Consider the following 14372-nt stretch of genomic DNA (forward strand, 5'->3'; position numbering starts at 1 on the left):
GGAGGAGCGGGGGCCCGCCGCAGGACGGCCGGCCCCCGCGTCGAGTGGCTAGAAGCCGGTGGCTCCCTGAGCCTTCGCGAGCTGCGCGAACTGGTCCTGCGTCGCCTGCGCGACCTCCTCCGGGGTCTTCGTGCCCTGGATCATGTCGGCGAGGAAGATGTACAGGTCCGGGTTGGCGATGGCCTGGGCCTGCATCGAGCCGACCGAGGTGCCGACCGACTCGCTGACCGAGATGAGCGCGGTGGGAACGGTATCGGGCGTGGCGACCGAGGGCTCGAGCGAGATGGTGTTCTGCGCCTCGACGAAGTCGGCGTAGCCGTCGCCCAGCCAGTACGAGAGGAGCTGGCGCGAGGCCGCCTCCTTCTCCGCGTCGCCAGTGGCGAAGGCGACGAGCGCGTTCGACTGGTCGGGGATGAAGGTGCCGACGTTGCCGGAGGCGAGATCGGGAAGAAGCCGACGGTGTCGTTCAGGGTCTCGGTGTCGGACAGCGACTGCAGCTGGCCGAAGTTGACCTGGACGACCATGGCCGCGTCGCCGGCGAGGAGGGCGGCGCCCTGGTCCTCGAAGGTGGCGGTCTTGATGTCCTCGTTGAACAGGCCCTCGTCGATCAGGCCCTTGTAGGAGTCGATCGCGCCCTGGATGGTCGGGTCGGTGAACTTCTCCTCGCCCGCGTTCACGCGGTCCGAGAGGCCGTCGAGCCGCGGCGTCGGCGAGCTGGACCTGCACCCGCCACTGGGTGGCCCAGCCGGTCGGCGCCCATCTCGTAGAACGGCGTCTCGCCCGCGGTCTTCAGCTGGCGCGCGGTCTCGAAGAGACGAGGCCCAGTCGGTGGGGAGCTCGGTGATGCCGTTCTCCTCGAAGACCTTCTTGTTGTAGTAGACGCCCTCGACCGCGGGGGTCGAGATGAGGGCCGCGTAGCGGGTGTCGTCGAGGGTGCCGGTGATGTCGGCGAGCGCGGGGTCGGCGTCCTCGGGCCAGGGGCTCCGTCGAGGCTCTGCAGGTTGGTGGTCGCGGTGGGCGCGGTGAGCTGCGAGGCGGTCGACAGGCTGCCAGAACGCCAGGTCGGGCTTGTCGCCGGTGGCGACCTTGGTCTGCACGCCCTGCTCGTAGGGGTCCGGGATCGTCTCGATCTCGACGGGCGCGCCGGTGAGCTCCTCGAAGCCCTCGACGACCGACTCGGGGACGGTGTTCGGGTTGCTGCGCGGCGAGATGGGCAGAGCTCGGTGCCCTCGAGGTCGGCGTCCTGCACGCGAGGCCAGGACGCGGGCGCGGCCGGAGGCGCCGCCCGTGCCGGCGCTCGGGTCGCTGCAGCCGGCGAGGAGGAGAGCGGAGGCGGCCGTGAGGACGGCCGGCAGCTGAGGAGTGACGCTTCTTCATCGAAATACTCGGAGGCTTTCTGTGGAGAGAGAGGTACGCCGGGACGGGTGGACCCGGCAGGGGGCGGGGGTCAGGTGGTGCGGAGGGACAGTCGGAGGGTGCGGGCGGAGGGCCGGAACCGGTGGGGCGGACGGTGAGGCGGCCGGCGGCCGGATCCCACTCGGTGCCCACGCCGCAGGTCACGGGGAGGGCGACCGACGGTCGACGTCCCGCCCGATCAGCTCGGGGAGGTGCAGCACGACGTCCTCGGTCCCGGCGCGCGCCGAGGGAGACGAGGTGCTCGCCGTCCGTGCGCAGCGCCAGGGCGATCGCGTCGTCCGTCCAGCCGGGCAGGCCGAGCGGCCAGCGCGGGGTGGCCGAGGAGATCGCCGTGCGGAGCGACTTGGCTGCGGCGACGGCCCCGTGCACGAGGGCGAGCTGCGGCTCGGACATGCGGTTGAGGTAGCCCGAGAGGTAGTAGCGGCCGAGCAGCCCGGTGACCAGGCAGAACGCGATCTCCTCGTCGTCCATGTCGGCCTGCGGGTAGGCCCAGCTGGCCGCCTGCTCCGGCAGGAGCATCATCGGCGCCGCGGCCGATCGGCGGGTAGAGGCGGAAGTCCTGCTGGTCGGAGGTCGACTGCATCTGCAGTCGCGACATCACGGCCCAGTCCTGCGCATCGCTCCCGAGGAGCAGCTCTCGATCACGAGGGCCGGGTGCCGGTCGAGCAGCGCGTCGAGCCAGGCGAGGTAGGCGCGGTTGTGGCCCAGCAGTCCGTCGCCGACGGAGTCGACGGCCGCATCGGTGCCGGGGCCCGCGTCGATGTTGTAGTCGAACTTGAAGAAGCCGACGCCGAAGTCGGCGACCGGACGGTCCACCGTCTCGTCGAGGTGGGCGACGGCGGCGGGGTGGCGCAGGTCGAGGTGGAAGCGCTCGTGCTCCTCGATCCGGACGCCGGAACCGCTGCAGGAACGCGTCGTCGGGGAGGCGGCCGGCCCTCGGGCTGTCGACGCCGATCACCTCCGGCTCGAGCCAGAGACCGGGGACGAGGTCCGCGGGGCGGATCCGCTCGACGACCTCGCCGAGACCGCCCGGGAAGCGCTTCGCCGACGGCTGCCACTCGCCGACGCTGCTCCACCAGCCGCCGGGCACGCCGCTCTCGTCGTACCAGCCGGCGTCGATGCAGAAGATCTCGGCTCCCGCGTCGGCGGCGGCGTCGATCAGCGGCAGCAGCTTCGCGGTGGTCGGGTCGCCGTCGAGGGTGTTCATGTAGTCGTTGAAGACGACGGGCAGGGCGGTGTCGTCGGGGTGGGAGCGGCGGTTCGCGCGGCGGTGGTGCGTCAGCGCGGAGACCGCGGCGTCGGCCGTGGCTCCGAGCGCCACGGTCACCGGGACCGACGTAGAAGACGTCCCCCGCTTCGAGGGCGCGGATCCAGCCCGTGGTCGAGGTCGGTCGGGCCCGTGAGGGCGAGCGTTCCGCCGTCGATGTCCTCGCCCACCTCCCAGCGCCACGCTCCGTTGTGCTCGATCTGCCAGAGCAGTGCGGCGTCGGGGGCGATCAGCCCGCCGACGGGGAGGTGCGACCCGGTGGACCAGCTGCCGGTCGAGACGGCGCCGACCGCGCCGCGCGGGTCGTGGCCGGTGATGTCCTCGCGGAGGGTCACGAATCCGGAATCGCGGACCGGCGCCGTGCGCCAGCGCCCCTCCCCAGCCAGTCGTTCTCACCGCGCAGCAGCGACCAGCGGGTGAAGGCGTCCTTGCCGTCGGCGCCCGATGCCGCGCCGAGGTCGGCGCTCCAGGACGCGACCGAGCGCAGCACCTGGCGCGATAGCGCTCCGACCGCGACCTCGGAGGTGACCGCCGCGACTCCGGCGACCTGCCGCAGGACCGCGCGGGCGACGACGCCGAACGACGGCGCTTCGGCCTCGATCTCGAGGACGGCGACTCCGTCGACGAGGCTCTCGCGGTGCGACACGTAGCGCATCGCCGCACCGATGCGGGTGTGGGTCAGGCGGGAGGTCGCGGGGTCGTGACCCGCGGCGGCGGTGGTGATCTCGAAGAAGGGAGCGACGTGCGTCGCCTCCAGGCGGACGTCGGCCGCCTCGAGGGCGACGAGGGCGACCGGGGCTCCGGGCGAGCAGTCGAAGGTCAGGCGGAGACCCTCGCGGGTCCCCCAGGTCAGCTGCTCGGGCACAGGAGCTCCTCGTCGTCGTGGAGTGGGAAGGGCGTCGCCCCGGATTCGGGACTGGGGAGATACTGATACCGATTTCACGAAAGCGCAAGCGTGTGATGAAAGCGTTATCTACCCGCGGTCACGGGGGCGGGCGAGTCCTGGTAGCGATTTCACGAAGTGCTGGTCATCCCCGCATGAAATCGCTATCGTCCCTCCCTGAGGGTCCGAGCGCCGCGCCCGCCCCGGCACCGGCCGGATCCTCTCCCCCGCCGGCACGTCCGTGCCGGCCCCGCCTCACGGGAAGAGCATTCGATGAAGAAAGCCTCCAGAACGATCGCCTGCGCCGCAGCCGCCGGCGTCGCACTCAGCAGCCTCGGCCTCGCGGCCGTCGCGCCCGCCTCCGCCGCCGACGGGACCGAGACCCTCGCGGTCGACTTCTCGCAGTCGACCGAGCCTTCCGCGGAGGTGCCACCGGCACGCTCTACGGCTTCGGCGACGCCGGAGCGCCCACCCAGGCGCTGATCGACGGCGCGCACATCACCAACACCTCGCAGAAGGCGCCGTACGGCACCCAGCACCCGAGCGGTGACTCGCTCAAGGTGGAGGACGGCTTCTTCGCGAAGCACGGCGAGGACATGTACATCTACACGCAGGACTACTACCCCGACTGGGCGTACAACGGCGGCCGACGGCCGGGCGACACCCGCACCTACGACCAGGCGACCGGCACGTACACGAGCACGCCCAACGGGGTGTGGGACTACCTCGAGATCGTCGAGTTCGTGACAGAGGCGGTGGCGACGCAGTCCGACCGCCCCGAGGACTACGTGCACATCCCGTTCAACGAGCCCGACGGCGGCAACTGGTACAACGACTGGGGCGCGCTGAAGGACACCTTCCTGGCCGACTGGGACGCCGCCTACGAGAAGATCCAGGAGGTCTACGCGCGGCACGGACTCGGCACCGCGCGCGTCGGCGGTCCCGGCGACGCGGCCTACCAGCCCGTCCGCACCGCCGACTTCCTCGACCACGCGAAGGCGTCGGGCACGCTGCCGCAGATCATGATCTGGCACGAGCTGGGCATCGACAACCTCGCGACCTTCCGCTCGCACCTCGAGCACTACCGCGGTCTCGAGGACGCCAGGGGCATCGCCGACATCCCGATCAACATCACCGAGTACGGGATGCTGCGCGACATGGGCACGCCCGGTCAGCTCATCCAGTGGCTCGCGATGTTCGAGGACGAGAAGGTCGACGCGCAGACGGCCTACTGGAACTACGCCGGCAACCTCTCGGACAACAGCGCCCGGGCCAACGCCGCGAACGCCGGCTGGTGGATGTTCAAGTGGTACGGCGACCTCGAGGGCGCCGACACCGTCGCCGTCACTCCGCCCCAGCTGGACGTCGCCGACACACTCCAGGGCATCGGAGCGGTCGACACCGTGAACAAGCGCGCCACCGTGCTGTACGGCGGCGCCGACCTGGGGAACGTCGCACTCGACCTCGACGGCCTCGATCCCGCGATCTTCGGCACCAGCGTCGACGTCGAGGTCCGCGAGGCGACCCTCTCGGGCGCCCAGGGTCTGCACGGCACCCCCGCGTGGTCGCGGCGCTCGACGGAGCGGCTCTCGCCTCGGGCTCGCTCGATCTGTCGATCCCGGGCTACGACCGCTACGCCGCCTACCAGGTGGTCATCACTCCGACCCAGGACCGCGTCGTCACCACGACCCCGGTCTGGCAGACGAGCATCGAGGCCGAGAGCACCGCTCTGGACCGGCGCTCAGGTGTACACGCAGAACCCGACCGACGGCGGAGGCTGGAAGTTCCTCGCCTCCGGAGGCCGCGACGTCGGCGGCTTCAACAACGTGTCGTCGAAGGCCGACTGGACCGTCACGGTGCCCCGGGACGGCACCTACCGGTTCCAGGTCATCGGAGCCACGCCCGGCGTTCCCGGGCAGCACGCGCTCTTCGTCGACGGGGCGAAGAACCAGCTCGTGCAGTACACGGCCGACCTGGCGCTGACGAGCACGCAGAAGTGGCAGTACCGCGGCAGCACGGAGGTGACCGTGCAGCTCACCGCCGGGCAGCACGTGCTCTCGCTGCGCGCGAGCGAGAACGGCACCACCGTCCTCCCGAACGCCGACATCACGCTCGACAAGCTCCTGCTGACCGACATCACCGACGGCGAGACGACGGTCTACCCGGCCTCGACCCTCCGCTACGCCGGCGGGGCCTCCATGGTCTACGACCGCCCAGGGGCCCGCGGCTCCGCGAGCATCTCGGGCGAACAGCGCGCCGACGTCTACGCGAACGCGTGGCAGACCGGCTACTACGACGTGGCGCTCGACTACCGCACGACCGCCGCCTCGAGGATCGACGTCTCGGTCAACGGCCGACCGGTGACCAGCGTCACCGCCGACGCGGCGGGCCACTGAGGTCTCGACCGCACGCCTGCACCTCTCGCAGGGCATCAACGAGATCGAGCTGCGCTCGCCCTCGGGCGTGCTGCTGAGCACGGTGACCACGACGCGCGCGGCCTCGGCCGACTCCGCCGCCGTGACGATCGAGGCCGAGAACGCGACGCTGACGGGGACGGCCGCGGCCTCCTCCCTCGACGCGAGCACCGGGTCGAACGTCTCGGGACGGTACGTCGGCTGGGTCGGCAACGGCGCGGACAGCACGATCGAGATCCCGCGCACCGCGGGCATCGCCGCGGCGGGACTGTACGACGTCGCCGTGACCTACTCGAACGCCGAGCTGAGCGGACGCCACGACTACAACCCGCAGGTCGTCGACCGCCGCATCGACGTGAGCGAGAAGGGCGTCGCCGGCACCTCGGCAGCGCGTACTTCCGCTACACGATCTCGTGGAACAGCTTCTGGGAGCGGACGATCCCGGTCGCGCTGACCACCGGCACGGCTCCGATCGTCCTGAGCAACGCGACCGCGTTCGCCCCGAACATCGACCGGGTGACGATCGCCCCCGTCTCGCTCGGCACTCCGACCACGGTGTCGGCGGCCCCGGCGCTGACGGTGCAGGCGGCAGCCTCGACACGCTGCGTCTCGGGGAAGGTCGTGCTGACGGTCACGAGCACGAACACGAGCACGGTGCCCGTCGCCCTGCAGGTCACCACGGCCTGGGGAGCGAAGTCGGTCGCGACGGTGGCGCCGGGAGCGAGCTCCGCTCAGGCGTTCACGACGCGGGCGCGCTCGGTGCCGGCGGCCTCGGCCACGGTCGTCGCCTCGGCCACCGTCGACGGCGCTGCCGCATCGGCGACGACGACCGCGTCGTATCCGGCTCGGAGCTGCTGAGCGGCCGCGCTGCGGCTGACGGCTACTCGATCAGCGGGTACTCCTCGCTGGTCGAGTAGCCGCTCGGCGGCGTCTCGAGACCCACCGCCTCCGGCGAGCCCCACAACTCAGGCTCATCGACCAGAATCCGCGGTTGTCCGCTCGAATCTCCGCGCTCAGCCTGAGATGTGCAGGCCGAGCGGTACGCAACCGAGGTCGGGAGCGGCCCGGACGACTCGAGCGGGCCCCGCGAGCCCTCCCGACCTCGGTTCCGTACAGGGACGACGGCTCGGGCCGCGCGGCGGCGTCTCGGACCCTTGCAGTCCCTCGCTCAGTCGCGGTCGCGGACCCGCTCGCCGCGCTCGCTCCGGCGCTTCGTCACGAGGTGCAGGACGGCTCCGACGCCCAGCAAGGCGGCGCCGTAGGCCCAGACGATCGGGTCCTGCTGGGTCAGCAGGAGGACGCAGGACGCGACTCCGAGGACCGGGATCGCCGTCCAGACGCGGAAGTGCTCGTGCTCGACGCGGTCGCGGCGCAGCACCAGGACCGCGACGTTGGTGCTGATGAAGACCAGCAGCAGCAGGAGCACGACGGTCTCGGCGAGCGTCGCCAGATCGCCGACGAGGGTCAGGAGGCAGGCGGCCACGGTGGTCACGACGATGGCGACCCACGGGGTGCGCCGCTTCGGCAGGACCTTGCTCAGCACGGCGGGGAGCAGCCGCTCCTCGGCCATGCCGTACGTGACGCGGCTGGCCATGATCATGGTCAGCAGGGCGCCGTTGGCGACCGCGATCAGCGCGATGAGGCTGAAGAGCCAGGCCGGGACGCCCACTCCCGAGGCGGTGACGACGTCGAGCAGCGGGGCGGAGGATCCGCTCAGCTCGTCGGCGGGCAGCGCGATCGAGGAGGCGAGGCCGACGAGGACGTAGACCGCGCCCGCGGCGAGGAGCGATCCGAAGAGCGCGCGCGGGTAGACGCGGCTGGGATCCCGGACCTCCTCGGCGACGTTGGCCGAGGTCTCGAAGCCGACGAAGGAGTAGTAGGCGATGATCGCCCCGCCGAGCACGGCGAGGGCCGGTCCCTGCTCGCCGCCGATCTCGACGGTGCGCGAGAGGTCTCCGCCGCCGCCCGCCACGAGGAGCGCGACGCACGCGATCACGATCAGCAGGCCGCTCACCTCGATCACGGTCATGACCGTGTTGCTGAGGAGCGACTCCGCCACGCCGCGGGCGTTGAGGCACGCGACGAGGATCAGGAACACGATCGCGGCGGGCACCGTGGGCACGTCGAGGAAGGTGCCGAGGTAGTCGCCGGCGAAGGCGAGCGACAGACCCGCCGCGCTCGTCACTCCGGCCGCGAGCATCGCGAACCCGACGAGGAACGAGACGATCGGACGGCGGAACGCGCGCTGGGCGAAGATCGCGGCGCCGCCCGCCTTCGGGTACTTCGTGACCAGCTCGGCGTACGAGCCGGCCGTCAGCAGCGAGAGGCCGAGCGCGAGGAGCAGCGGCATCCAGACGGCGCCGCCGACCTCGTTCGCGAGCGTGCCCATCAGGGCGTAGATGCCCCGCGCCGAGCACGTCGCCGAGGATGAAGAAGAAGAGGAGGGGGCCGGTGATGCGGCGCTTCAGCTTCTGTCCGTCGGCGCCCGCGTCGGGCCTGCCTGCGTGGCGTGCCGTGGGGCCACTCGTGGTCGCCATGTCGTCCTCTCGTCGCGTGCGCACCCGGGGTCGGACGGCACGACGGGCAACGTTAGGCCGGGGCGGCGGGGCCGGACAGAGACTTGACCGTGCGGGAGACGGAGCGATAAGGGACGGTTGTCGGGAGCGCGTCAGTCGCGGACCACGTGGCCGCCGCCGCGCTGGCGGGCCATCTGGGCGCCCTCGCGCTCGGCCTCGTCGCGGTCGGCGTGGTGCGTCAGCGGCACGCGGGCGTCGGCGATGCGGTTGTGCCAGCCGTCGTCGTCGGAGTAGGTCTCGATGGGGGCGATGCGGGTGGTGCTGGGATGCAAGGGTGCTCCTGTCGTGTCGGGTCCTCCAGGCAATCGCGGGGAGCGGCGGGCCGGGAGGGGCTTGACCGGTGAGGCGGGTGCGGCGACCCCGTCCGCGCGGCGAGTCCGCAGAAGTCGTCGTACTCGGCCTCGAGTACGACGACTGTGTGAGGTGGGCGCGCACGCGCAGGCTGCGGGGAGGACAGGCCCGGCGACTCCGCGGAAGTTGTCGTACTCGAGCTCGAGTACGACAACTTCTGGAGAGTCGAGCGAGCGGAGATGCGGGGCGGCCCCGACCCGGCTACGAGATCTTCGCGCGGAGCGCCGCGGCGGCCTCGCCGACGTCCGGCGCACCGTAGATGGCGCCGCCCGCGACGGCGACCACGGCGCCCGCGGACTGGACCGACTCGATCGTCGCGGTGCTCACTCCGCCCGCGACCGAGAACGGCACGCCCGAGGACTCGCCGTCGCGCAGCAGCGTGTCGAAGGTGAAGCCCTCCTCCGCCTGCTCGTCGAGGCCGGCGTGCATCTCGACGAACTCGGCGCCGAGGGCGACGACCTCGCGGGCGCGGGCGGCCTTGTCGGGCAGCTCCGATGAGGTCGACGACCACGCCCTTGCCGTGCTTCTTCCCGGCGGCGATCGCACCCGCGATCGTGCTGTCGCCGGCGACTCCGAGGACCGTCACCAGGTCGGCGCCCGCCTTGAACGCCATGTCGGCCTCGAGCTCGCCGGCGTCCATGGTCTTGAGGTCGGCGAAGACGATCTTGTCGGGGTGGGCGTCCTTGATCGCGGTGATGGCCGAGAGGCCCTCGCTCTTGATGAGGGGGGTGCCGAGCTCGAGGATGTCGACGTGCGGAGCCGCGGCGGCGGCGAGCTCGAGGGCGGCCTCGGTGCTGAGGGTGTCCATGGCGAACTGGAGCTTCATGAGGTTCTGCTTTCTGTAGGGAGTGCGGGGAGTGCGCGGGTCATTCGAGGTCCGCGTGGCGCGGCCAGAGCTCGTCGGCGCTCTCGCCGCGGCGCTTCCAGAGCGCGTGGAACAGGGCGTCGCCGGTGAGCACGACGACCTGCTCGAAGAGCCCGCCCGAGTACTGGGCGGAGGCGGCGCTGGAGCGGTCGCAGCTTCTCGGCCGCCGGCACGATCACGACCGCGGAGGCGAGCCCGGCCAGCGGCGATCCCGCGGCCGTCGTGATCGCGGCCACGCGCGCTCCGGCGTCCACGGCCGACTGAGCCCGCGCGGACGATGCCGCCCGTGGTGCCGGAGCCGCTCGCCGTGAGCAGCACGTCGCCCTCGCCCGGATCGCGGGGGTGGTGACGTCGCCGACCACGTGCACGACGAGACCGAGGTGCATGAGGCGCATGGCGGTCATCCGCAGGGCGAGACCGGATCGGCCCGCGCCGTGCACGAAGACGCGGTCGGCGTCGGCGAGCAGCGCGGCGACGGGCTCGAGACGGTCGTCCTCGGTGAGGGACGTCGCCGCCGCGGTCACCTCGGCGACGATCACGGCCAGAGCCTTCGCGGGGTCAGCGGTGGTCCTCGATGTCGGGCATGACTCCAGCCTGCGCGCACCGGTCGGCGGAGTCGGCCCCCTGATGGAGCAGGCCCGCCTACCCGTTCGAGTAGGCGGCCTCCTCGACGGATAGGACGGGTAGGTTCGTCGGATGGACTCCTCCCCGCCTCCCGCGCGCTGCTGCTCGAGCACGCCCGCACCGTCGCCGAGCAGGCCGACCGGCAGCGGCCGCTCTGGAGTCGGTCCTCGCCGCCCTGCGCGCCGAGCGCCTCGACGACCGCGCCGCCCGCGCCGTCGCGATCGACATCGCCGCCAACGCCCTGGTCGAGCTGCGCACCGCCACCGACGAGCAGCGCAGCGCCATGCTCGAGCCGGTCGTGGGCGCCTTCGCGCGCCTCCGAGCGACCTGCGCCCGCTCGTGCGGTTCGGCGACCTCGACGTGCAGTTCGTGGAGCCGCCCGCGAACGGCCGCGCCCTGCCCGGTGAGGTCGCCCACGCGGCCCGCGCGATCGTCCGCAGCGCCGTGCTCGCCTTCGTCGAGCCGGAGCAGACGCGGCGCGTGCGGATCCAGTGGGACTGCGACGGCCTGAACCTGCTGATCGAGATCCGCGACGACGGCCGCGGCGAGCTCACCGCCCGCGACGAGGCCCTCCGCCCCATCGCCGAGCGCGTGCGCGGTCTCGACGGCGACCTCGGCATCGCCTCGACCGCCGGCTGGGGCTCGACCCTGTCGATCCGCCTGCCACTGGACCCGCCCGCTCAGCCCGACGGCCTCGACCTCGCCGACCTCAGCGCCCGCGAGCGCGAGGTGCTGCACCTGATCACCCTCGGCGCCTCGAACCACCGCATCGCCGACGACCTCGGCATCAGCGAGAACACGGCGAAGTTCCACGTGTCGAACCTGCTGCGGAAGGCCGGGGCCCGGAACCGCGCGGAGCTGGCGGCGCTGGCGCGGTGACCCCGGTGCTCGTGGCGCCCGTCACTCTCGGGCGACGAGTCCGCACGGCCCGGGAACACTGCGATCGAGCGGCCCGAACGAGGGTCATCCAGGGTCTCCGATGACGGCCTCACGTCGATCGCCACCCGCCTTCGAGGGCCCCGATCGCGGAGCTTCCTCTTCACCCGCCCTGCTGGCCTCGGAGCGGCGGATAGCGTCACCGCAGGTAGCCACGGGAGCGCACGTCCGACCCCGCCCCCGAGGGAGGGACGCGCGCAGCCGGAGTCCTCCCCCGCTGAGGGGCCCGGTCCGTGACGCGACGTCGAAGCCTCCGCCACGACGCGCTCCGGCGACCCCCTCCCCCGCCCCAGCACGAGTCGATCGGACACCGCACATGGCCAGAGCCACTCCCGCCACGACGTCGCCCCACCGGAGGCCGACGGCACCGGCATCGCCCTCGACGAGAGGGAGGAAGGCCGTCCTCGCGCTCTGGCGATCGCGCTGACCGCGGGGATCGCCGTGACGGGGGCGGCGCTCCAGACCGCGGCACCCGCCTCGGCCGCCGAGTCCTCGTCCTTCGGGCCGGACGGCACGCACTACCCGTCGGACACCCCCGACATCCGCTCCTCCTACTCCGGCTTCACGGTCGTCGACGTGGCGGCCTCGGGTCTCGCGATCCGCCGGGCGCTCGACGCCCTCACGACGGCGCAGATCGCGGCCGGCGCGGTCATCCGCGTCGCTCCGGGGCACATCGCCGACCTGTCGGCGCTGAACGGCTACCGGAACGCCGGGACCACGAGGTGCTCATCACCGCCCGCGACGGCTTCCGATCGGTGACCGGCGGCGCCTGGGCTCTGCGTGCCGTCACCGGCATCACGCTCCTGCGCTTCGACATCGCCTCGCTGGACGTCAAGGGCGCGACGCCTCCTCCTTCGCCTGGCTGCGGGTGAACGACAACTGGACGGGCCTCGCCGCCTCGGCCGGCATCCCCGTGCGGGACGTCGAGCTGATCGAGGTCGTCGCCCCCGAGTCGAAGCTCAAGAACGGCGACTCTGCGCAGATCAAGGCGTACGCGCCGGACATCATGAGCGACGTGCTGGTCGAGCGGCTACATCGCTCCCTCCTACTACGTCGACGCGGTCTACGGCGGCACCGGTCCGCTCGACCCCACACCGACACGCTCCAGATCGAAGGCGGCGGAGTGACCGGTCAGGTCACCGTGCGCGACACCGTCGTGTTCGCCTCGAACAACAGCGCCACCATCATCGGCGGCGTGAAGAACGTCGACTTCCAGGAGGCGCTCCTGCTCGGCGGCGCCGCCGCCGTCCAGCGCTACCCGTTCCTCGCGGGCGGCGCCGGATACGCGGGGGCCATCAACGGTCCGGGCAGCCTCAGCGCCGTCCAGGGCTCGGGCGGCGGCAACGTCGACGCCTCGGACTCGACCTTCATCGGCTCCCTCCAGCCGCTGTGGGACACCGTGGTGAACACCCGCACGAACATGACCGGCAAGACCGCGACGACCGGCGGCTTCACGGTCGACCCGACGCTCGGATCGATGACCGCCGCCCAGCTCGACGCGCTGAGCACGAAGCCGACCACGGCGTACCTCGCCGGGATCTGGGACGACGTCGCAGCGCCGGCGCCCACGGCGACGCCCACCCCGACCGCCACTGGGACCCCGACGGCCGTGCCGACCGCGACGCCGGCGCCGACCGCCACCGCGACGGCGACGCCGACGCCGACCGCGACGCCCGTGCCGACCGCCACCGCCACTCCGACGGCGACGCCGGTGCCGACCGCGACGGCGAGCGCCACCCCCGCCCCGACGGCCACCGCGGCCCCGCTGGACCGCACCGCCCCCACGGTCGCGATCACCTCTCCGACCTCCGGCAGCTCGGTCTCCGGCACGGTGACGCTCGTCGCACGCGCCTCCGACGACGTCGCCGCCACCGAGTCGGCTTCTTCGCCGGCACCACGCGTCTCGGCACCGCGACCCTCGCCTCGGACGGCACATGGCGGCTCCCGCTGAACACGTCGACGCTCGCCCGGACCACCTACACGGTCACCGCGAAGGCGGGCGACGCCGCCGGCAACACCGGCACCAGTGCGCCGATCCAGCTGACTGTCGTCGCGGCCACGACTCCGACGGCCACCCCGACGCCCGGCGCCACCCCGACAGCCGCCCCGACGCCCAGCGCCAGCCCCACGGCGACTCCGACGGCTACCGCCACCCCGACCGCTACCCCCACGGCCACCGCGACCCCGACCACTACCCCCACGGCCACCGCGACCCCGACGGCGACCGCTACTCCGATGCCGACCGCGACCGCGACGCCGACGGCCACGCCGACGCCCACAGCGACGGCGACCCAGCCCCCGACCGCGACTCCGTCTCCGACCGCCACCCCGACGCCGACCGCCACTCCGGCTCCGACAGCGACGCCGACCGCGACTCCGATCGTCACGCCTGCGCCGACCGTCGCGCCGACGCCGACCATCACCGCGACCCCGACGCCCCCGACACCGACGCCCACCGCCACCGCGAAGCCCGGCAACGGCAAGCCGAAGCCCGGCAAGCCGACGCCGACCGTGACCCCCACGGTGTCCCCGTCCCCTGCGCCGACCGCGACGGCCACCGCCACCCCGGCGCCCGTCGGCTCCTCGGCACCGACCGTCGCGATCGTCGCCCCGACCACCGGCTCGTCGGTCACCGGAGTCGTGACCCTGGTCGCCGTCGCCTCCGACGACAAGGGCGTCGCGGGAGTCGGCTACTGGGTCGGCACCACGAAGCTCGGTGACGCCGTCCTCGGCGAGGACGGCCGCTACTCCCTCGCCGTGAACGCGGCGGGCTTCGCCGTGGGCACCTACCCCGTGACCGCCAAGGCCGTCGACACCGACGGCAACACGACCACGAGCGCACCGATCGCACTGAAGCGGGTCTGACCCGCGAGCGGACGGACGGCCCCGGTGCACCAGCGCCGGGGCCGTCCGTCGTCCTGCCGTCGGACGCGGCGGGATCCGAGGGGCCGCGCGCCCCTGCCGACCCGGCCGGATCCCCACACGCAGAAGCACCCGCCCCTCGCCCCGACCACCCGCAAGGGCGTCGGAGCGAGGAACA

At 72.6% G+C, this 14372-nt stretch carries 14 protein-coding genes and 3 pseudogenes; 7 read left to right on the forward strand and 10 right to left on the reverse strand.

Going from position 1 to position 14372, the window contains the following annotated elements:
- Positions 1 to 48: 48 nt before the first annotated feature.
- The 5 genes from AC0CII_RS13145 to AC0CII_RS13165 all read right to left on the reverse strand — a co-directional run bounded on the left by AC0CII_RS13145 (position 49) and on the right by AC0CII_RS13165 (position 3548).
- Entirely contained in the window at positions 49 to 195 is a 147-nt protein-coding gene (locus tag AC0CII_RS13145) for a hypothetical protein (protein ID WP_465229688.1), read from the reverse strand.
- Entirely contained in the window at positions 141 to 1355 is a 1215-nt protein-coding gene (locus AC0CII_RS13150; protein WP_465230905.1) for an extracellular solute-binding protein, read from the reverse strand. The genes AC0CII_RS13145 and AC0CII_RS13150 overlap by 55 nt, the downstream gene beginning before the upstream one ends.
- Positions 1356 to 1594: 239 nt before the next feature.
- Complete coding sequence (locus tag AC0CII_RS13155; RefSeq protein ID WP_465229689.1) at positions 1595 to 2743, reverse strand: alpha-galactosidase; 1149 nt, start codon at positions 2741 to 2743, stop codon at positions 1595 to 1597.
- Positions 2740 to 3018, reverse strand: coding sequence for a hypothetical protein (locus tag AC0CII_RS13160; RefSeq protein WP_465229690.1), 279 nt, complete (start codon positions 3016 to 3018; stop codon positions 2740 to 2742). Before AC0CII_RS13160 ends, AC0CII_RS13155 begins: the two co-directional genes overlap by 4 nt.
- Complete coding sequence (locus AC0CII_RS13165) at positions 3015 to 3548, reverse strand: hypothetical protein (RefSeq protein WP_465229691.1); 534 nt, start codon at positions 3546 to 3548, stop codon at positions 3015 to 3017. The genes AC0CII_RS13160 and AC0CII_RS13165 overlap by 4 nt, the downstream gene beginning before the upstream one ends.
- 173 nt (positions 3549 to 3721) lie before the next feature.
- Here AC0CII_RS13165 and AC0CII_RS13170 point away from each other — a divergent pair, with 173 nt between their 5' ends.
- The 3 genes from AC0CII_RS13170 to AC0CII_RS13180 all read left to right on the forward strand — a co-directional run bounded on the left by AC0CII_RS13170 (position 3722) and on the right by AC0CII_RS13180 (position 6838).
- Positions 3722 to 5962: a carbohydrate-binding protein gene (locus AC0CII_RS13170; protein ID WP_465229692.1), complete on the forward strand. Its 2241-nt coding sequence runs from the start codon at positions 3722 to 3724 to the stop codon at positions 5960 to 5962.
- Positions 5963 to 6029: 67 nt separating this feature from the next.
- Positions 6030 to 6434: a carbohydrate-binding protein gene (locus tag AC0CII_RS13175; protein WP_465229693.1), complete on the forward strand. Its 405-nt coding sequence runs from the start codon at positions 6030 to 6032 to the stop codon at positions 6432 to 6434.
- A gap of 62 nt (positions 6435 to 6496) precedes the next feature.
- Positions 6497 to 6838, forward strand: a complete 342-nt coding sequence (locus AC0CII_RS13180; RefSeq protein WP_465229694.1) for a hypothetical protein — start codon at positions 6497 to 6499, stop codon at positions 6836 to 6838.
- 310 nt (positions 6839 to 7148) lie between these two features.
- Here AC0CII_RS13180 and AC0CII_RS13185 read toward each other — a convergent pair.
- The 4 genes and pseudogenes from AC0CII_RS13185 to hxlB all read right to left on the reverse strand — a co-directional run bounded on the left by AC0CII_RS13185 (position 7149) and on the right by hxlB (position 10296).
- Positions 7149 to 8517 (reverse strand): annotated as a pseudogene (locus AC0CII_RS13185) (APC family permease).
- Positions 8518 to 8648: 131 nt separating this feature from the next.
- On the reverse strand, positions 8649 to 8828 hold the full coding sequence (locus AC0CII_RS13190) for a DUF2188 domain-containing protein (protein ID WP_465227448.1): 180 nt from the start codon (positions 8826 to 8828) through the stop codon (positions 8649 to 8651).
- 280 nt (positions 8829 to 9108) lie between these two features.
- Positions 9109 to 9733: pseudogene (hxlA, locus tag AC0CII_RS13195) on the reverse strand (3-hexulose-6-phosphate synthase).
- Positions 9734 to 9773: 40 nt separating this feature from the next.
- Positions 9774 to 10296 (reverse strand): annotated as a pseudogene (gene hxlB / locus AC0CII_RS13200) (6-phospho-3-hexuloisomerase).
- A 172-nt stretch (positions 10297 to 10468) separates the two neighbouring features.
- On the opposite strand from hxlB, the gene AC0CII_RS13205 reads away from it, so the two are divergent.
- From AC0CII_RS13205 to AC0CII_RS13215, 3 genes are all read left to right on the forward strand, one after another.
- Positions 10469 to 11275, forward strand: coding sequence for a LuxR C-terminal-related transcriptional regulator (locus tag AC0CII_RS13205; protein WP_465229695.1), 807 nt, complete (start codon positions 10469 to 10471; stop codon positions 11273 to 11275).
- Positions 11276 to 11773: 498 nt separating this feature from the next.
- Positions 11774 to 12091 carry a hypothetical protein gene (locus tag AC0CII_RS13210; RefSeq protein WP_465229696.1) on the forward strand — a complete coding sequence of 106 codons (318 nt, stop codon included), beginning with the start codon at positions 11774 to 11776 and terminating at the stop codon, positions 12089 to 12091.
- 109 nt (positions 12092 to 12200) lie between these two features.
- Entirely contained in the window at positions 12201 to 13283 is a 1083-nt protein-coding gene (locus AC0CII_RS13215) for a hypothetical protein (RefSeq protein ID WP_465229697.1), read from the forward strand.
- A gap of 25 nt (positions 13284 to 13308) precedes the next feature.
- Here the strand turns inward: AC0CII_RS13215 and AC0CII_RS13220 are convergent, their stop codons facing one another.
- Positions 13309 to 13854: a hypothetical protein gene (locus AC0CII_RS13220; protein ID WP_465231108.1), complete on the reverse strand. Its 546-nt coding sequence runs from the start codon at positions 13852 to 13854 to the stop codon at positions 13309 to 13311.
- Here AC0CII_RS13220 and AC0CII_RS13225 point away from each other — a divergent pair.
- A complete protein-coding gene (locus AC0CII_RS13225) occupies positions 13844 to 14197 on the forward strand; it encodes an Ig-like domain-containing protein (RefSeq protein ID WP_465231109.1) in 354 nt (117 codons plus the stop codon). The two genes, AC0CII_RS13220 and AC0CII_RS13225, sit on opposite strands and share 11 nt — an antisense overlap.
- The last annotated feature ends 175 nt before the right edge of the window (positions 14198 to 14372 follow it).

This window comes from Rathayibacter sp. AC182 (assembly GCF_979253875.1).